At 48.3% G+C, this 18,490-nt stretch carries 19 protein-coding genes; 6 read left to right on the top strand and 13 right to left on the bottom strand.

The features are described 5' to 3' along the window. The first annotated feature begins 41 nt into the window (after positions 1 to 41). Positions 42 to 1,364, top strand: a complete 1,323-nt coding sequence (locus tag ACZ5ZZ_RS01040) for a DEAD/DEAH box helicase (RefSeq protein ID WP_464119555.1) — start codon at positions 42 to 44, stop codon at positions 1,362 to 1,364. Continuing rightward, a complete protein-coding gene (locus tag ACZ5ZZ_RS01035; RefSeq protein ID WP_464132824.1) occupies positions 1,334 to 2,350 on the top strand; it encodes a M48 family metalloprotease in 1,017 nt (338 codons plus the stop codon). The genes ACZ5ZZ_RS01040 and ACZ5ZZ_RS01035 overlap by 31 nt, the downstream gene beginning before the upstream one ends. Here the strand turns inward: ACZ5ZZ_RS01035 and ACZ5ZZ_RS01030 are convergent. The 7 genes from ACZ5ZZ_RS01030 to ACZ5ZZ_RS01000 form a co-directional block, all read right to left on the bottom strand. Then, positions 2,347 to 3,156 carry a gamma-glutamyl-gamma-aminobutyrate hydrolase family protein gene (locus ACZ5ZZ_RS01030; RefSeq protein ID WP_464132822.1) on the bottom strand — a complete coding sequence of 270 codons (810 nt, stop codon included), beginning with the start codon at positions 3,154 to 3,156 and terminating at the stop codon, positions 2,347 to 2,349. The two genes, ACZ5ZZ_RS01035 and ACZ5ZZ_RS01030, sit on opposite strands and share 4 nt — an antisense overlap. Positions 3,157 to 3,381: 225 nt before the next feature. Continuing rightward, complete coding sequence (locus tag ACZ5ZZ_RS01025) at positions 3,382 to 4,101, bottom strand: response regulator transcription factor (protein ID WP_464140848.1); 720 nt, start codon at positions 4,099 to 4,101, stop codon at positions 3,382 to 3,384. A 53-nt stretch (positions 4,102 to 4,154) separates the two neighbouring features. Continuing rightward, positions 4,155 to 4,379 (bottom strand): hypothetical protein, encoded by a 225-nt coding sequence (locus ACZ5ZZ_RS01020; protein WP_464140846.1) that lies wholly within the window; start codon positions 4,377 to 4,379, stop codon positions 4,155 to 4,157. 134 nt (positions 4,380 to 4,513) lie between these two features. Continuing rightward, positions 4,514 to 6,043, bottom strand: a complete 1,530-nt coding sequence (locus ACZ5ZZ_RS01015) for a SpoVR family protein (protein WP_464119545.1) — start codon at positions 6,041 to 6,043, stop codon at positions 4,514 to 4,516. A gap of 15 nt (positions 6,044 to 6,058) precedes the next feature. Beyond that, positions 6,059 to 7,156 carry a DUF444 family protein gene (locus ACZ5ZZ_RS01010; RefSeq protein WP_464119543.1) on the bottom strand — a complete coding sequence of 366 codons (1,098 nt, stop codon included), beginning with the start codon at positions 7,154 to 7,156 and terminating at the stop codon, positions 6,059 to 6,061. Further along, on the bottom strand, positions 7,156 to 9,231 hold the full coding sequence (locus ACZ5ZZ_RS01005; protein WP_464119541.1) for a PrkA family serine protein kinase: 2,076 nt from the start codon (positions 9,229 to 9,231) through the stop codon (positions 7,156 to 7,158). Before ACZ5ZZ_RS01005 ends, ACZ5ZZ_RS01010 begins: the two co-directional genes overlap by 1 nt. A 76-nt stretch (positions 9,232 to 9,307) precedes the next feature. Further along, positions 9,308 to 9,907 (bottom strand): hypothetical protein, encoded by a 600-nt coding sequence (locus ACZ5ZZ_RS01000; protein ID WP_464140845.1) that lies wholly within the window; start codon positions 9,905 to 9,907, stop codon positions 9,308 to 9,310. A 44-nt stretch (positions 9,908 to 9,951) separates the two neighbouring features. On the opposite strand from ACZ5ZZ_RS01000, the gene ACZ5ZZ_RS00995 reads away from it, so the two are divergent. Next, positions 9,952 to 10,578 carry a hypothetical protein gene (locus ACZ5ZZ_RS00995; protein WP_464119537.1) on the top strand — a complete coding sequence of 209 codons (627 nt, stop codon included), beginning with the start codon at positions 9,952 to 9,954 and terminating at the stop codon, positions 10,576 to 10,578. A gap of 33 nt (positions 10,579 to 10,611) precedes the next feature. Here the strand turns inward: ACZ5ZZ_RS00995 and ACZ5ZZ_RS00990 are convergent, their stop codons facing one another. Both ACZ5ZZ_RS00990 and ACZ5ZZ_RS00985 read right to left on the bottom strand, forming a co-directional pair. Beyond that, positions 10,612 to 12,483, bottom strand: coding sequence for a tetratricopeptide repeat protein (locus ACZ5ZZ_RS00990; RefSeq protein WP_464140842.1), 1,872 nt, complete (start codon positions 12,481 to 12,483; stop codon positions 10,612 to 10,614). Positions 12,484 to 12,588: 105 nt separating this feature from the next. Next, positions 12,589 to 13,086 carry a hypothetical protein gene (locus ACZ5ZZ_RS00985; protein WP_464132817.1) on the bottom strand — a complete coding sequence of 166 codons (498 nt, stop codon included), beginning with the start codon at positions 13,084 to 13,086 and terminating at the stop codon, positions 12,589 to 12,591. Between the two features lie 285 nt (positions 13,087 to 13,371). Here ACZ5ZZ_RS00985 and ACZ5ZZ_RS00980 point away from each other — a divergent pair, with 285 nt between their 5' ends. After that, positions 13,372 to 13,896, top strand: a complete 525-nt coding sequence (locus tag ACZ5ZZ_RS00980; protein ID WP_231839234.1) for a polyhydroxyalkanoate synthesis regulator DNA-binding domain-containing protein — start codon at positions 13,372 to 13,374, stop codon at positions 13,894 to 13,896. 70 nt (positions 13,897 to 13,966) lie between these two features. Here the strand turns inward: ACZ5ZZ_RS00980 and ACZ5ZZ_RS00975 are convergent, their stop codons facing one another. The 3 genes from ACZ5ZZ_RS00975 to lpoB form a co-directional block, all read right to left on the bottom strand. Continuing rightward, a complete protein-coding gene (locus ACZ5ZZ_RS00975) occupies positions 13,967 to 14,431 on the bottom strand; it encodes a hypothetical protein (RefSeq protein ID WP_464140841.1) in 465 nt (154 codons plus the stop codon). Between the two features lie 168 nt (positions 14,432 to 14,599). Continuing rightward, on the bottom strand, positions 14,600 to 15,817 hold the full coding sequence (locus ACZ5ZZ_RS00970) for a COG3014 family protein (RefSeq protein WP_464132815.1): 1,218 nt from the start codon (positions 15,815 to 15,817) through the stop codon (positions 14,600 to 14,602). Between the two features lie 36 nt (positions 15,818 to 15,853). After that, positions 15,854 to 16,453, bottom strand: a complete 600-nt coding sequence (gene lpoB, locus ACZ5ZZ_RS00965; protein WP_464119529.1) for a penicillin-binding protein activator LpoB — start codon at positions 16,451 to 16,453, stop codon at positions 15,854 to 15,856. Positions 16,454 to 16,611: 158 nt separating this feature from the next. Between lpoB and ACZ5ZZ_RS00960 the strand changes: the two genes are divergently transcribed. Beyond that, on the top strand, positions 16,612 to 17,025 hold the full coding sequence (locus ACZ5ZZ_RS00960) for a JAB domain-containing protein (protein ID WP_464132813.1): 414 nt from the start codon (positions 16,612 to 16,614) through the stop codon (positions 17,023 to 17,025). Here ACZ5ZZ_RS00960 and ACZ5ZZ_RS00955 read toward each other — a convergent pair. Next, entirely contained in the window at positions 17,019 to 17,615 is a 597-nt protein-coding gene (locus ACZ5ZZ_RS00955; protein WP_464140840.1) for a hypothetical protein, read from the bottom strand. The two genes, ACZ5ZZ_RS00960 and ACZ5ZZ_RS00955, sit on opposite strands and share 7 nt — an antisense overlap. Positions 17,616 to 17,951: 336 nt before the next feature. Here ACZ5ZZ_RS00955 and ACZ5ZZ_RS00950 point away from each other — a divergent pair, with 336 nt between their 5' ends. After that, positions 17,952 to 18,476 carry a hypothetical protein gene (locus ACZ5ZZ_RS00950; protein ID WP_464132811.1) on the top strand — a complete coding sequence of 175 codons (525 nt, stop codon included), beginning with the start codon at positions 17,952 to 17,954 and terminating at the stop codon, positions 18,474 to 18,476. Positions 18,477 to 18,490 lie beyond the last annotated feature (14 nt).

Below are 18,490 nucleotides of genomic sequence, written 5' to 3'. Positions count from 1 at the left end.
AAATTTACAGGAAGCAGGGCCCCTGTTAGAAGTCTGATCCAATGACGACTACAAAATTTACTGATCTCCCCCTTATTGCCCCTCTTCAATTTTCCTTAAAAGAAGCAGGTTACGAAACTCCAACTCCCATTCAGTTGGCAGCCATCCCTGTGATTCTTGAGGGGCATGACCTGCTGGGAATCGCCCAAACAGGCACCGGAAAGACGGCAGCCTTTTCACTGCCTATTTTGCAGAATCTTGCAAAACACACACGCAAGATTGAACCCAAGTCTCCACGCTGCCTGATTCTGACCCCCACACGTGAGCTGGCGATTCAGATCCACGAAAACATCGAGGCCTACAGCAAGCATCTGAAGATGAAACACACTGTGATCTTTGGTGGTGTTGGACAAAGCCCGCAAGTGCGCGCCCTGCAAGGAGGCGTGGATGTTCTGGTGGCAACACCAGGTCGCCTGCTGGATCTGCACGAACAAAAACATCTGAAGCTGGATCGCGTGGAAATCTTCGTCCTGGATGAAGCCGACCGCATGCTGGACATGGGCTTCATGCAGGATATTAAAAAGATCCTCCCCCTACTGCCGCAGAAACGTCACAACCTGTTCTTCTCTGCGACGATGCCGCACGAGATTCAGACTCTTGCCAATCGTATTTTGGTGAATCCTAGGAAAGTGGAAGTGACTCCGGTTTCCTCCACCGCCGAAAAAGTCGAGCAGCGTGTGATGTTTGTTGAAAAACCGCAGAAGCTGGATCTATTGCTGCACCTTTTGAAGGACCCGGCTCTTCACAAAGTTCTGGTGTTCTCGGCGATGAAATTTGGCGCTAATAAAGTTGTGGATAAACTGATCAAGGCTGGCGTCAAAGCGGCAGGCATTCACGGTGACAAATCACAAAATGCCCGTCAACGCGCCCTGGAAGATTTCAAAAGCGGTGATGTGCGTGTTCTGGTTGCCACTGATATCGCCGCTCGTGGTATCGACATTGACGGCATCACACATGTTATCAACATGGAACTGCCACACATTCCTGAAAGCTATGTGCATCGTATTGGAAGAACAGCCCGCGCTGGCGCTGAGGGCATTTCCATTTCCTTCTGCACCGCCGAAGAAAAGTCTTTCCTTTTCGCAATTGAAAAAGTCACGCGCACAAAAGTCACCGTGATCGAGGACCAACCATTCCATTCTGTTGAAGCTGCCAATGCGGCCGTTATGACGGTTGGAAAAGCCAAAGCGATTTTGGAAGGTCAGCGTTTGCAAAACAAGGCAAAACACAGACCTTCTGGCGGGAATAAACGCCCAGTTGCCAAAGGCGAAGGCGGTCGCGTAAAATCGACTCCATGGCACAAAAGGAAGCGATCCAAAAACTAGATGACGTATTGAAACAATGGACCAGCACCCCGATGGGGCGAAGAACCTTCTTGGCTTCGCTCCCACTTCTGATGGCGGCGTGTGCAACAGAACAGCATCGCCAACGCGAGGGCAACCTACGCGGGGATGAAACCTCTCTGACTGTGGCCGATGAAAAGCGTATGACTTCGGAAGTTCTTCCGCAAATGCGCAAAGACTATCCGGCCATTCAAAATCCCCAACTTCAATCTTATATCAGCCAACTGGGCCGCAAGATCGTGACGGCCAACGGTTTGGAAGGTCAACCCTACAATTACAACTTCACAGCCGTCGATGTGGGCTATGTGAATGCCTTTGCGCTGCCGGCAGGAACTGTGTTTGTCACTGCTCCACTGATTGCCATGGCTGATTCTGAAGCTGAACTGGCGGGCGTGATCGGGCATGAAGTCGGCCACATCAAAGCCCGGCATACGGCCATTCGCATGGATGCCGCGAAGAAAGCCGAAAGCAAGTCCTGGATCTATGCTGCTGGCGGGGGCCTGCTTGGAGGCGCCTTGGGTTACGGACTTGGTAAAATGCTGTGCAAACAAGGCGACGATGAATGTATGCAGAAGGCGACTCTGTACGGAGCTGCCGCCGGAGCTGGTGGTGGTCTTCTGATTCAAAAGTATGCCTTTATGGCCAATTCCCGCGAAGACGAGATGGAAGCAGATCGTATCGGTTTCAGAACCTCGGTGGCGGCGGGTTATGACAAAGACAAAGTCGGTCTTTTCTATGACAAACTTCTAAAAATGGAAGAGCAGAACAAAGGTCAGCAGAACCCCCTGATGATTTCACTGGCTGATGCCATGAGCACTCACCCGCCAAGTCGCGAGCGCGTGACTCAGATGAATCAGATGGCGTCCGATCAACCTCGCAACCCAAGAGCCATCACTTCGACCAAGGAATTTGATCGCATGAAAGCTCTTTGCACCGAGCTTGCGAAAAAGAAGCAGCAAAAAAGCTAAAGATCGTAGGATTTTTCGACAGTTTTCGGGAGGCCCCGGCAGGCCTCCAGGAACTTTTTCACCAGAGGCTCCGACGACAAGAAACGAGCCTCATCATCAATATGAAATTCCGGGTGCCATTGCACTCCCACAAAAAAACCATCTTCCGTGGAACTGAAGGCTTCAACCAGACCATCGGGAGAGCGCGCTTCCACACGCAACCCATGCCCCAGCTTTTTCACCCCTTGATGGTGAATCGAAACAATCTCACCGCCGGATGAATACATGTCTTGCAACATTCCCCCAGGCTCAATATCCACGGTGTGAGTCAGTTTTTCATAAAGTTCAGATTTGAAGTGCGAAAGATTGCTGGGAAGTTGAGTCGGCAGATCTTGGAACAAAGTGCCGCCTTTAAAAACGTTCATCAGCTGAAAACCCCTGCAGATTCCAAGAACCGGTTTGTTGCGAGTGACGAAAGCTTTCAGAAGTTTCAATTCATAGCGATCGCGAATGGGATCAATCTGGTGCTTTGCCATGATCTCGATGGGTTCTTCCCCATAGACGGTAGGGGAAATATCCACCCCGCCTTGCAAGACCAAGCCATCCAGAATTTCCGCATATTGATGCACATTCAGATCATCTTTTTCCAGAAGACCGGAGGATTCCAAAGAAGGAACCATAAAGACAAGACCGCCATGTTTGGCAATCAAATGTGCCAGGCTTTGCTCAAGATACTGAATAGTTTTGCTCTTAATCTCAAAACCATCCGGCGTTCGGTGCAAAAGACGAGGAGAAAGTCCAATGAGTAAAGGTTTTACTGCGTCCACTCTCTAAGTGTGGCCCCAAAACCTGTCGATGTCGATAGACTTTGTCTCTTCTCAAGAATTCACGACCCATCGCAAACACACCCTTTACCCAAACCCAAAGGTCGGTCAAAAGGGTTCAGCCGCGAGGCGGAGGGCTTTTTACGAAACGGAGGCGTGCTCCAAGCACGTCGGAGAGAAGTAAAAGGCCCAACAACGAAGTGGATGAGCCCTTTTCACCGACCGCGCCTACTCTTGGGCTTCTAAGCGGTATCCTAGAGACGGCACAGCCACGATACGGCCGTTGAAATTCTGGATCTTGCGCTTCAGATAATTGATCTGAGAATCGACATTTCGGGACGTCACTTCTGTGTCACCCCAGATTTCAGACAAACACTTTTCACGAGTGACAAGGTTGTTTTTGCCAGCCACCAAAAGTTTCAGGATGTCGAATTGTTTTGGTGTCAGATTCACCTCATTGCCATCGACAAACACCTGGCGAGACAGAAGATTCATCTTCAGGTTCGCTGCGTTTAATTCAGATGCTGTTTCGGTCTCTTTTTCTGAAAGACGAGCTTTGATTCGCAAAATCAGTTCTTTGACATGGAATGGCTTGGAAATGAAGTCATCCGCACCAGTTTCAAAAGCCTTGATACGTTCATCAATAGTCGCTGCACCAGAAACAAAGATGATCGGTGTGTTCTTGGTTGTATCGCTTTCGCGAACCATGCGGCACACATCCACACCCATCACTCCAGGCATCTTATAATCTAATAAAATCAAATCGGGACGCTTTTCGTTGATTAAACGAAATGCAGAAGTGCTGTCCGATGTATAGGAGCACTCGTAGGTAGAGCTGAGAATCTCGGCAAGAAGCTTACAGCTCTCTTCATAGTCATCTACAATTACGATTTTTTTTGCGCCCAAGTCCGTTCCCCTTAAAGGAGTGGAAGTTGTAAACATATTCATATTTGAAGCATCCCCCGTTCAGGCGAAAAGTGCAAGCGGCAAGGGGTCTAGTTTTACATTCCCTTAAATTTGATGCGCTTACTTTCTAGGATTTTCTTCAATTGATCACGTTTGTCACCCTGAATTTCAATCATCCCGGACTTCTCACCCAGGATATGGGTTCCTCCCACCCCGCATTTGGCCTTTAGTTCCTTTGCCAGAGTCTTCAAATAAGTCTCATTCCTTGGAAACCCATCCAAGACCGTGACGATCTTACCGCCCCGTCCGCTTTTTTCCATTCGGAAAATCACTGTAAATTGTCCGTCCTGCACCGCTTCTTCAGGCTGGCAGCGACATTCGGCCTTTAATTCTTTGCAATCGGGACAAGTGACATTGTCCCGAGGGTCTGTACTAAAAACTAAGCGAGTATTTTTCACGAACCTGAGCTCTCTTGATTGGATGGATTGGGGCTGGGCTGCTCTCCCAGCTTGTGCTGAGTATACTCTTTTCCATCGAATCTAAAAAGCTGCGGGGTTTCATCCATCACCGTGGCGATGTTGACCGGTCTCTTCCAAATCTTGAAAACGTTCTTCAATGTTTCGCTCATAAAATCCGGCTGCATATCAATGCCCTCATGCAGGTGGGTCAAAAGCAACTCGCCCCGGTTTTCAAAGTTGGCATCCTCAATCCGAATAATCGGCTGACCGAAATTCGTCATGTGGAACAACAACTGAGCTTTGATAGCCTTAAAGTCCTTGGTATCCACCTCAAACTTCTGGGTCTTTTTATTGAACTTATAAACGAACATTTTATTACGAACACAGAAGTCCTCGGTCAGGAACTGATCGATAAAGGTCACATCGTTGCAGACCTTTCTGACTTCAAAGATCTTCTCGCGCCCCAGGCCCAGTTTACGGTCCCAGTGCTTTCTTTCGCGAACGTCATCACATTCTTCCCATTCGCGACCGAACTGACCTTTGTTCCACCGGTCTTCGATATCGCGCATAAGCTCGATACCGACCTTGTAAGGGTTGTATCCATTCGGGGCCATCGCCATCGTGCCCGCGTGATGATCCGCAAAATCGATAATTTCGGAATCATTCAAAATCTTGGTCGTCATCAGCTTGGAATGCCAGTAAGACGCCCACCCTTCATTCATGGTCTTCGTCATCCCCTGCGGAGAGAAGTAATAAGCCTCATCCCGGATGATCGACAGCACGTCCTGCTGCCAATCTGTCAGCGGTGCATAGTGAATGAAGAAATTCAGCACATCCTTTTCAGGTTCGCTTGGGAATCTCTGAGCCTTGGCCTGTGCTTCTTCATCCGCCTTGCGGCGTTGTTCTTCAACAAAAGAGGGCGGATTGATATAGTCGCGCATGTAAGAGCGATCCACTCTTAACAAATAGTTTGGTTCCTGCTGTGGGCGCGGCTCTTGTGCTTTAACCACAGACTTTTCCACATAGGGACTGTACCGGTCGATCAGGTTTTCCAAAGACAAACAGACGTCGATGAAGTTTTCCACCACATCCTGACCATAGCGATCCATATAACGGCGGATGCGAGTCGCATGGTTGGCCATCTGATCCATCATTTTGCGATTGGTCTTTGAGAACCAGATATTATTCTTAAAGAAGTCACAGTGACCGTACACATGCGCCATGACCAGCTTCTGGTCCATCATGGCGTTACCTTCCATCAGGTAAGCGTAACAAGGGTCCGTGTTGATCACCATTTCATAGATCTTGGAAAGGCCGTATTCATAGCTCTTCGACAGATGTTCGTATTCCATCCCGAACTTCCAGTGCGGGTAGCGGACTGGGAATCCTCCATAAGCGGCGAACTGATTGATCTGATCGTAGGTAATCAACTCAAAGATCGTTTCAAAGAAGTCCAGACCCGCATCTTTGGCGATCTGGCAGATTCTTTTTCGTTCGGCTTCAAGTTCGGGTGTCAGATTAGCCATGTTCGCTCCGCTTCGTTACTTCCCTTTGCCAAGGAAGTCTTTAATGGAATCCAGGATCTTGTCGCGGTTTTCAATCTGACTGAGCGTCAGTCGTTCGTCCTCGCCAAATTCCTTTTGCAGATCTTTTAGGAACTGCCCGCTGCCATATTTACTTTCCACCTGGCCGTAACTAAAGACGTTACAGTTTGGCAGGAAGAATTCCTGCAGCATCTTAATACATAGACGCGTATCTTCGCCGGACCAGTTATCGCCATCTGAAAAATGAAATGGATAAATATTCCATTCATTCACCGGATAGTCCGTCTGAATGATTTCCTGGCAAAGCTTATAAGCCGAACTGATCAGCGTTCCCCCGGACTCACTGGTACGGAAGAACGTGTCTTCATCCACCTCTTTTGCCGCGGCATCGTGAATAATGAACCGTGTTTCAAGGCCCTTGTAGTGTTTGCGCAACCACGTGTTGATCCAGAAGCTTTCCAAACGAACGATTTCTTTTTGTTCGTCACCCATACTTCCGGAAACGTCCATCATGTAAATAACCACCGCCTGAGTTTGCGGCTGTTCTACACGCTTGAAGGACTTGTACTGCATGTCCCGGCGAATCGGCAGAACCAACGGTTCTTCGGAATCATAGGTTCCGGAACCCACCATGCGCTTTAAAGCCCGCTTATACGACGACTTAAAGTGGCGAAGTCCTTCCGGACCTACCGGCGCCAAGCCCGTGAACTTTGTCTTTAAAGAATCTATATTTTTCGCACCCTTAGGCTGGATCAAAGGAAGTTCCAGTTTTTCACCCAGAATGTTGGCCAGCTCCTCCATCGACATCTCGATTTCTACAAGATGTTCTCCAGGAGCCTCCCCCGCCTGTCCCTGTCCGCCCTCACCAGGGTCACCGACATCCTGACCAGGCTGACCTTCCCCCTGACCGACGCCCCCTTGCTGTTTGGGGCCGTAGCGGAAGTTGGGAATATCGATACGAGGAAGCGGAATTTTCACAAACTCATCTTCACGCTTCCCGATCATCTCACCCTGAGAGACGTACTTGCGCAGATCCTCTTTGACCTTACCCTTAACAATCTCTCTGAATCTGTTATGGTCTTCACGTATCGACATTATTTATTCTTTACGTCCCCTCGGGCGAAGATACTTGCCACGTAATGCAAAACATCCGTAGCAGAGATTTCATCGTATCCGAAGTCCTTGATGAGACGGGTTTTAACAATATCAATTTTCTCTTGTGTGTCCTTGTCAGCAACATTGCTCACCAAAGTGGTCAGCTTGATGCTGTCTTTCTGATCCTCAAAGAGTTTCAGTTCGATGGCTTTGTGCAGGCGTTCGTTCATCTTGTAATTGAACTTCTTGCCTTCCAAAGCCAGGGCCCCGATATAGTTCATAATCTCGCGACGGAAATCATCCTTGCGGGACTCTGGAATCTCGATCTTCTCCTCGATGGATCTCATCAGACGCTCATCGGGCTCTTCGTCGTTTCCAGTGAACTGATTGCGAACTCGTTCTCTCTGCGTATAGGCTTTGACGTTATCTATATAATTAGCACACAGGCGCTGCATCGCACTTTCATCAGCACTGATGGCTCTTTGCACCTCAGCTTTGATGATTTCTTCGTACTCTTGCATGACCACGCCCAAAAGCTCTTTGAATTCGGTCTTTAGTTCCTCGTTGGCAATCAACGAGTGATTCTTCAGACCCGATTCCAGCTCCTTAAAGACCATGAACGGATTCACAGACCCTTTGTTGGACTGCTGGGCCGCCACCAGGGCATTGGAAAGTTTGTCCTGAATATAACGGGCCGAAATCCCCTCAAGACCCTCGCGCACAGTTTCTTTACGAAGCTCGCGCACGTTGTCTTCGGTATAATTCGGCAACGTCTTACCGTTATACAGTTTTAGTTTCTGCAAACGGGTCAAGTTGGCTTTCTTCGGCTTTTCCAGTCGGGTCAGAATCGCCCACATCGCCGCCATTTCTACAGTGTGAGGAGCGATACTGATTCCACGCACTTTCTGAGAATTGAAATCACGCTTGTAAATATTGATCTCATCTCTCCAGCGCGTGATGTATGGAATGTCAATTTTCACAGTACGGTCACGAAGAGCTTCCATGAACTCGTTGTCCTGCAGACGACGGTATTCCGGTTCATTCGTGTGACCGATGATGACCTCATCAATATGGGTCTGTGCGAACTTCTTGGGTTTCACACGGTGTTCTTGCGAAGCGCCCAACAGATCATACAAGAAGGCCACATCCAGCTTCAGAACCTCGACGAATTCAATCATTCCGCGATTGGCAACGTTGAATTCCCCATCGAAGTTGAACGCCCGTGGATCAGAGTCCGATCCATATTCGGCGATCTTACGATAGTTGATATCCCCGGTAAGCTCCGTGGAGTCCTGATTCTTTTCATCCTTCGGCTGGAAGGTGCCGATCCCCACGCGGTCGGCCTCTGAAATGAACAGTCTTTTCACACGCACATGCGACAGAACCTTCATCAGGTTGCCATCATATCTTTCCATCAGGGCTTTAAAGATAAAGCGCGAAGGCGGACTGAGCTCCCCATCCACATGCACACGGAAGCTGCCCTCTTGTCCTTTATTGATGGAATCATAAACCGCACCACGCAGTTCTTCCGGAATCAAAAGCAGAGGCTCTTCATTCATCGGCGAGTGGAACACTTTCACACCCTTACCCAGAAGACCATCCAGCTCAAGCTTTTCATCGATCCATTCAAATGTGTAAAGTGCGCCTTGCTTTGAGTGAGAGTAGCGCTCAAGGCCCTTCTTCAGCATGCGGCAGATGGTGGATTTCGCACTTCCCACCGGGCCGTGCAGCAGGATCACACGCTTTTCTGTTCCGTATCCCAGAGCCGCTGCCTTTAAGACGTTCACCAATTTCATCAACTGCACATCCAAACCGAAGACGGCATCTTTGCCGTTGTTATGGACATCGTCGAAGAACTTATAGCGAATCACTTCTTTTTTGAAGTCGATGTAAGTTTCCGTGCCTTCTTCAACGATCATGTCATACATTCGCTGATAGGCATTTCTTGTGATTTTCGGATTTTGTTTTACCAGGTCGAGATATTCCTCGAAGGTACCACTCCAATGCTCTTTGGCATGAGTGCTTGAGTTTTGCCAGTTGGCGACCAGTGATTGCAGATCAAACTTCGAGGCCATATTCTCTCCCCAAGGTGATTGGTGACACACCTACTCTGTTAGAGTATGCCTCATTACTAGACGGTTAACGAGTTTTTTAATTTAGTTGTATTGCTTTGAACCCCTGAGGCTGTCTCAAGGTGAAAAGATCTGATTTGAACTGGACCTCAGTCTTGGGCGCAGAGAAAAGCCACTGCATTTCAAATTGCGGTGCCGTAATCACAACTTTCTTTTGTCCCTCTTTTCGATCCAGCCACTCGACACGGGTCCTCTTGGTCAAATTCTCACATTGATAAATCAGACCTGCCGGATCCAATCCGCATTTCCAACCAGGCCCACGCACGGGCTCATCAAATGCGATATTTGTCAGATTCATGGGATGCAGGGGCATACCCACCACATTCAGGAAGGCGCGCTCAGAATTGCGACCGTAATAAAAGGCCTTCTGAGGATAAACAGCATAAGAGATCTCAGACGGACTCATCACGAGACTTGCAACCTGGAATCCCAGCAAAGCTGTGATTTCAAAACGCGCTCTTTCGTTCTTTATCGCAAAGATATCTATATTCAGAGATTGGGTTTTGTTTTCTTTCTGATTTTTGATCAACGCCTTGGTTTCCCACTGCGCTTTCTGAAAAGAACCCTCCTTCACCATCTTCGTGACACATCCGGAAAGGAAAAGGGCTAATACGATCATGAAAAAAGCATTGAACCTGTTCATCATTGCCTTAGCATAGAGAAATGAATTCCCTTAAACAAGCCTTGATTCAATTAAAAGAAGACTGGCGCAACAGCCTTCTTTTAGGGTGTATTGCCACTATATTCGTTCTGCTGGTGCGTTTTGTGCCTTATGTAAGCGCTTTCCTGATCTCCTTGGGTTTGCTCTTTCTTCAGGAAGTCAGCAATCAGTACTCTCAAACCCGGAAGTGGCCTCAGAACTTTTCTTTCCTTAAACAGCATCTGCTGTCGTTTGTGGTCACTGCGCTGATCCTTTTGCCCACCAGCGCCCTTCTGGGGTCCGCAATGGGACTATTGCAAAGCCCTCAGAACTTTTTGCAGACGGTCCCACTATCATTGGGCCTTCTGATCCTGGCATTATACTTCTATCTGATACTGAATCACGCCTTGCGCTTAAGTATGGAAAGCGGCACCTCGCTGGCCAAGTCGATTGATGTGGCGGCTCTGGCCTCTGTCAAAAAATTCAAAGACTACTTTCTAGTCAGCTTCTATCTTGGTGTCGCTGTCCTGCTTGCAGGACTGCTCTGGGGCCTTGGCTTTATCATCGCCCTGCCCTTTGTCTTTTTTGCCACCAACTATATCTATGCCCACATCAAAAGTTCAGGCGTCTTAAATAAAAATCCCGCATAAATGCGGGATTTTTCATCTGAATTTTCGCTTTAATTATTTTTCGGTGTGTTCTGCGATTGGCTTATCAACAGATGCTGGCAGGCGAGGCGCGCCGTTCAGCTCTTGCTTTTCAATCGCAGTGATTTTGCTGCGGATCTCTTGAACCTTTTTCGTGTCGGTTTCAAGGTCAGCGGCCTTCTTGTACATTTTCTTGGCTTTATCCACCATGGACTGCTTGTAGTAAGCATCACCCAAGTGTTCTGCAATAATGCTCACCGTGGACTGATGTTTGTGAGCGGCTTCCAGGAACTTCACCGATTCGGAATACTTGGATTGTTTGTACAAGATCCATCCCAGTGTATCCAGGATGTAGCCGTCCGTAGGCTCTAGCTCCAAAGCCCGACGAGCCAGCTTTTCTGCCTCTGGAAGTTTGACGCCCATTTCAGCCCAGGTGAACGCCAGATAGTTCATACCCTGAACATGATTTGGATCCAATTCCAGCACCTTTTGCATTTCCTCCACGACCACATCTTTGTTGCCCATGCGATCGTTGATTGTTCCATAGTAGAATCGCAACTGCGCATTATCCGGGAACTTCTGCAGACCTTGCTCCAAAGTTTTGGATGCATTCTTGTAATCACCTTTTTCATCCAGCAAAGAAGCATACATCGCAAAGACCTGCGGCTGATCCTGGCGAGATTTCAAGCCTGCCGCCGCCACCTCGATACCTTCATCCAAGCGACCCAAACCTTTTAGAAGGTAAGCAGCATGAACAACGGATTCACCGTAATAGGTGCTGGACATCGGGATCTTGCGATATTCTTTTACAGCCTTTTCATGCTGACGAGTTTCCTCATACACTGCCGCCAGATAGAAGCGAACCTTGTCAGACTCTGGAGCATCCTTCAGAATTTCTTCCAGTTTCTGCACGGCTGTATCGTAGCGCTTTTGTTCAATCAGGATCAAAGCCATCTTCATGCGCACATTCAGTGGCTCATCAGAATCGCTTTCCATCACTTCCAATTGGGCATAGGCATTTTCATAGTCGCCGCGCTCAATATAGATTTGCGCCAAAACCTCGGCCACACGCGGGCTGGGGGTGTTTTCCTTTTGGAAAGAACGATAAAGGCTGACCGCCTTGTCTTCATTTTTCTGTTTTGAATAAAGCACACCCAAAGACAATACGGCGTCGGCAAAATCAGGCTTTAGCTCCAAAGCCTTCTTGAAAGAGGCTTCGGCCACTTTAGCGAACTTTGCCTCAGACTGTTCCATACGAACGCGGCCGATGTAGTAGTACGCCAGATACGGAGTTGTGTATTCCGGATTCTTCAGCAAGGTTTCGAAATACTTTACGGCCTTGTCTGATTGTTTTTGCTCAGAATACAGCGCCCCAATGTACAACGGAGCTTCCGTGTTATCCGGTTGAAGCTTCATCACCGTGTGATATTGCTCCATCGCCTTTGGATAGACTTTCAGGGACGAATATAAACCACCCAACAACAGGTGGGCGTCCACATTCTTCGGATCCTTCTTCACGGCCTCTTCCGCCTGCGCCAAGGATTCCGTGATCATACCCTGCTTCAGGTATTCCGCAGCCAGACGCATATTCACCGCAGGAGAATTGGTGTCATAAACCAAAACCATCTTGAAGGATTCAATAGCCTTCTGGGAGTTGCCTTCCAGTGCGTAAGCCTCACCCATCGCGAAGTAGTAATCGGCCTGAGTGCGCATATAGAGCGGATCTAATGTGCTGCCGCCATCCAAGGAAAGCACTGCGGGAGCAAAGGAAGCCGGAGCCCGGTTTTTATCGTCAAAAGACGCCTCAAAATACGGAGCCTTGTCTGAGTCATTCGAAGTGAATGTCGCACAAGCCGTGAGGGAAAGAAGAAGCGGAGCGATTATCGCGGTCCTAGTGTATGGAAACATTAGATCTCCTTGGTCACTAGGCTGATCGGCTTTTTATGAGATTTGCTTGATGCAACTTAAACGGGCAGAATGGAATCACGACCAAGATCGCGCTCCACCGGCAGTCTAGTTATGAGACACACTCAACAGGACCCCGATGTCGTCCCCTTCATAAAGGGGCTGGTTGTCCAGGGGCTTGTCTTCATCATCCAACGACGCAGTTTCGATTCTCTGATTTGGCCCGGTGGACCAGACCAGGATGCGGATCTTTCCCGTCTTGGCTTCGGTCGACAAAATGCGATAACGATACGGCTGGCCCCATGGGTCGGTGCCCATTGTGCCCGTGCTTCTCAGGTTTTCCGGGGAAAGACCTGCTTCCTCGGAAAGTGAAGCTGGAAGCCGTCCTGAAGGCTGCTCCCCCATATTTTGGGTTTTTGCTGCTTCGCGGTAAATTTGTACAACTTGATAGCCCACAACCTCTGCTTTTTGACGAGCTTTCTCAGTTCGAGCGTCCTGAACCTGACGATTCCAAGGAGTTGCGATTATCGCCGTGGAAAAGCCCACAAGGCCCAGTAGGGCCAAGACTCCAGAGGACTTAAACTCTTGTTTTTGCTCGTTTTTCATCAATTTTCTTTCCGAAAATAAGGGACGTCATTTAACATTTCGGCGGCCTTTGAAAAAAACTTTAGACAAAGGTCTGTAAAATCTTAGAAAACTAATGGCTATTTGCAGAAAAAATAACGCCTAGAGTCTTTTCTTTTGATTTTAGGACCCCTTGACAAGGGGTGGCGGCAGGGATAGGTTGCGCCCATCTGCAAGGGGACGCCGAATCATAAGGCACCGTTAACCCCTTGGGACTTTGGGGAAATTTCAAATTGGGAGGCACTTTTGATCAACCAAAACGAAACTATGACATCTAAGCCAAATTCTAAAGTTAAAATCATCAAGCGCTATCAGAACCGCAAACTCTACGACACTCAACAAAGCTGCTATGTGACTTTGGACGATATCGCTAAGATGATCCGCACTAACGAAGAAGTGATGGTTATCGACAACAAGTCTAAAAATGACATCACTGCTGCGACTCTGACTCAGATCATCTTCGAAGCTGAAAAGAAAGCATCTCAATACGCTCCTCTTTTCACACTGCGTGAGATCATCCAGAACGGTAACGGCAGCATCTCTGGTTACTTGGCTAAACTTGGCGCGTTCCCTCAGGACTACATGACCAAGCAACAAGTAAACACAGTTGTTGAAAACGCTTCTACTGACAGCGTTAAACAAAACTTGGAAAACCGCGTTGCAACTGCAGCGACTCGCTACAACACAGACACTACTGCTAAAGTAGCTGCTGAAAAAGCGACTGTACTTCCAGGTCTTCAGCAAGACGACGAAACTCCAAACCTGCCAGGCACTTCTTTGTTGAACAACTAAGAAGACCTTCCAGCAAGGGTTTCAAAAAAGGCTCCGCAAAGCGGGGCCTTTTTTATTTTTCTTAACAGAATTAACGAGAACAGCTGAAAGACTCTGTTCTGCCATAAACAGTGCTTCGTGTGCTGTAGCTAGCCAGCTTGCCGGCTTTATCCAGAATGATCTCGACCTTTTGAGCCACGTTTCCGTCGGCAGAATTACAGAACAGGTTGATGGCGTTGGCATCCAGATGATAGCTGAACTTTAAACCCATGCTGGTACAGAAATGCTTTGTTCGCGTCACGCCGCTGCTGTTCACCTCAATACCAGCCCCCAGACCCACGGACTGCCTGCGATCCTCGTCATAGATTCCATAGACTTCAAGAAGTCCCTGTCCAACTTTATAAGTGACACGGCAGTTCGCCTTTTCTACGCGATCCGACATATCCCCGCTTCCCGACATCACCATGGCAGAATCCTTGCTTTCAGGCGTGCCGCCAAAATCCGCAAAAGCAGGTGCGGAAGCCAACATCACAAGACTCATCAAAAGACATTTCATATAAACTCCTTGGTTTTGAATTGAAAACTCAATCAACCCGGGTCACGGGCCGACATCGCCAAGAAGGATTGCCAAGAGCGGGCCAGTTCATTTGTTTGTTTATTTTCATCTCATGATGTGGCGACTGTCTAAGCCACAATTGAAGGCCGCAATTTGATTCGGGATCAGCTATTTCAGCGATCGCCAGATCACGAATTTCTTCTGACCGGCTTTGATTTCCACGTCACGGGAATCAAGACCTTCCCCGGTGGCTGTGTTGCTGTAGTCCACACCTTCCAGGCGGAACTTGTAGGTTCCCGCGCGCAACGGCACACGGATGATTTGAATAGTCTGTGGCAGGAAAGACCACTGTCGCACATCCGCGCGATCGGCCACCAACAACGCGATGTAAGCCAAATCCCCCAAGGCCTGATTCTGCTGACGGATCTGATCTGATAGAACCGCTTTGGTCGCAATCCCGCCCATCCGTTTGGCAAACAAGATTCCGTAGTCCTCTTCCAGGGTTTTCATTGCGGCGGACTGCACATCATAAACCTCGCGGCTTAACAGCGGCTCGATTTGGCTTGATAGATACAGCCGTGCCCTTTGAGTCTGACTGCGCACCGGCACCAGCGTCGGCAAAGTGTGCCCGTTGTTTTTACCCGCGGATTTTCTCGGTCCCCAACCCTGTTGATAAATGATCACGAGCTCTCCATTGGAGCGGTCATACCAAGAGTCTGATTCCACAACGTCAGGGAATTTCTTTTTCCAGTCTTTGTAACTGTCCATGCGACGGGCCAGCTTCGCCGAACGAATCAGGTCCTCGCGGATCGTGGAAATGGACGGGTCAATTTTGTAGGCTTCCGCGTAAGCGATATAAGCATCATCATAACTGCGGCTGGCTTCCCAGATCACGGCAGACAGATACTTACTAAACGAGTTCAGTTCAAACGCCTGCTTTTCGTCGGCGCGGTATTTCAGATATTTTTCATTAATACGACGAGCTTCAACCAAAGCATCATCCAACTGTCCCATCTGCAGGAAGTTCATCGCCAGATACGCATTGATAAAGATCTTTTCGAAGGTGTCGCCCTTGTACTGAACCATTTCCTCACTCAACGCCAAAGATCCGGCGATGCGCGACACCGACTGATAGTCGACCAGTTCAGCCAGGCGATCCGCCTGCATGAAAACCTGATTGCTTTCTTTTAGTTTTCCCGCCACCTGCAAAGTCACAGCATAATCCAACAAATACACCAACTGATCATCACTGGATTTTTCGGCCAATGACTTAAGATCCTCGATGGCTTTTGAGTATTCGTGACGAACCAATGCTTCGCGCGCTGGTTGCACCTTAACCTGATAAGTGGCGCAACCCAAAAGAGGCAAAACTAAAAAAAGACCCATGACAGGCATGAGTCTTTGATCAATCCGCTTCATCAATTATAGACCAATGGATTTCTTTTTGAAGGTTTTACGAATCTGCTTCTGGTCAGACCAGGTGATCATGCTGCTTTTCAGGTTCGTCAGATTCAAAGTCAGTTTGTAGTAGACAGACTTGTCTTTGCCTACTTCTTGAACGATGGAATCCAAACGTCCGTTGATGATGAAGTCAGCACCCACTTGGCCACCTGGACCTTTTTTGCTGGTTTCTTCCACCATGCCGGAATTCTGATAGTTGTATTCATCGGCGATATCCTGACGCGCTTCTTTGTCGATAAAGCCCACCTTGCCGGATTTCATCAGCTCAACACGAACCATATCCATGATGCTTTGAGTATCGATGTGTTCGCTGGTTTTGTTCTGCAAGTTTGTCACCATAACCACCGGCATTTTCTTAGCGCTATTGATGGCTGGAGAACTCATCAAGCTGGCAACCAGATCTTGAACGGCTTTTTGCATATCTGTTTCGGACCATTGGTCATTCAGCAGATTTTCACGGTTTACGTCATCGTACTGGCCTTTAACAAAGGCTTTCGGACCACAACTGGTCATCGCCAAGAAAGAAAGAGCCACAGCTGCGAAAGTCAGATTCTTTTTCATATTACCTTCCTGTCCCTTTGGACACTTCCAAAGTCTATGCTCGGGGACTTTCAGACGCAAGTCATGCCCCCCCGTTTCAGGACGGCTGTCCAAAATCCGACCATCAGCTTGCTCCTACTTACGCCCTGCTTCCCTTATATATTGCAATACAGACCTTCATGAAAGAAGTCGCCACAAGTCTCCAAGCCTATGAATCCCTTCGCCCCCACATCAATCCTTATGCCGAGGAACTTTGGCTTCTGGCTTTGGACTCACAAATGAATTTGATCCGAAAAGAGATGGTGTTTCGAGGAACCGCTGACTATTGCCTTATTCATCCCCGGGACATTTTTCGGATTCTGATTGCCTCTAATGCCAGCTCTTTTATCCTGGCCCACAATCATCCCAGCAACAGCGCGCTGCCGTCCGAACAGGATTTGGTCCTCACACGAAAAATTCACCAACTGTCTTTGTTATTTGAAATTCCCCTGAATGATCATCTGGTCCTCTGCACAAGCAGCTACTTCAGCATGGCTGATCATGGATACTTTAAGAAATGGAAGCGCACAAGGAGCTCTCAGGTTCTTTACTGAATCGCTTCCAAAGTGCTTTGATACGGATTGTTGCTCGGGTTGCGAATCGGCGTCACCGACAGAACGCGGGACAAGTCCTCACTCAGAATAATTTTATAACCACCACGACGGGCATTTTCAACGAACTGTCGTGCGTATTCTTCTTTATAAGCCTGCGAGTACTCTTGCGCTTGCTCCGCATTGAACAGCTCTTTCTGAACGATGTCGTGAGGTGAAAGGGCCTCTTCATGACGAGCTCCGCGCCCCAGCTCTTCTGCCAGCTCTTGCGCTCGAGTATCCATGGAAAGATCCAAACGACGGTCGTTTTCGTAAGCTGCCTGTGCTTTGGTTTGACTGAAGTCACTATTCATCAGTTGTGCATTTTCCACCTGCATGCGCTGACGGGCCATTTCCATCTTTTCATTGGTCAGCATCAGATGTCTATTGACCGACTTCTCGAATTTTTCAGATTTTACTGCGGCTGGTGTCCCGGCAACTTTTTGGGGCGCATCAGATGTACCCAAATAGACAAAAACCATCGCGGCTGCCCCAACAAAGAGCAACAAAGCCAACCACATGGAGTTTTCTTTTTCAGTCTTTTGCGAATCCATAAAAACCTTATCGGAGTTCCCTAAACAAATCTAAAGAGCTCCATCTCTCACTTTGAAACGCTCCGTCGCTAACCGTTCCGGTATCTTCCGGCTTCTAATGATCAAGACTTGGTAAAAATATGAGTCTGATTTCTATAATAATGTTCAGGACCAGCTCAACACTAGGTCTAACCCGAAGAGGTGATCGGAATTTACGGCACAAACGTCAAAGTTTTAGACAGCATTTAGGTCTTATTAATCAAATTACAGTGAATCCATGTCGGGCACAAAACGTGAAGTAAAGAAACTGTCAATGATGACAACCTCCCCCCTCCACTTAGTGAAAGGAACTCTTGTATGAAAATGTTCAAAACTCTAGCTGCTGTGAGTGCTCTTGTTGTATCCACAAATGCGTTTGCCGCAAGCTCCGGTCAGCTCCTGATTACCGGAACTGTTGCTGAAACAACTTATCTGTCTTTGACAGCCACGGGAACCGATCCCCTTGAAAATGTGGATCAGACCCTGAACGTTGACGACATCGTTAACGGTGCAGCGACTCAGTTGTCGTTCGCAAACATCATGCACGAAATTTCCAACTCGACAGCGGGTTACAAAATCACATTGTCATCGGTGAACGCTGGTGAATTGCAAGGTCCGGGCACCAGTAAAGTAAAGTACTCCTTGGACTATAACTCGGCAAAAATCGGCATTTCCAACTGCGCTCTTACCAGCTCCTGCACAGCCTCTTCCGGTGCGCTGACTGCGAAAACAAGCAGTGCCGTTTCTGTCAATGTTAAGGCAACCTCCACTGCGGCTGAAATCGCGGCTTTACAGTCTGGTGTTTACTCAGACACAGTCACTGTAACCATTGAAGCTCTTTAAGAAGTTCTGAATAG

This window comes from Bdellovibrio sp. HM001 (genome assembly GCF_055397275.1).
Note: the sequence above shows the minus strand (reverse complement) of the source record. Positions and strands in the feature narration are given on the sequence as shown.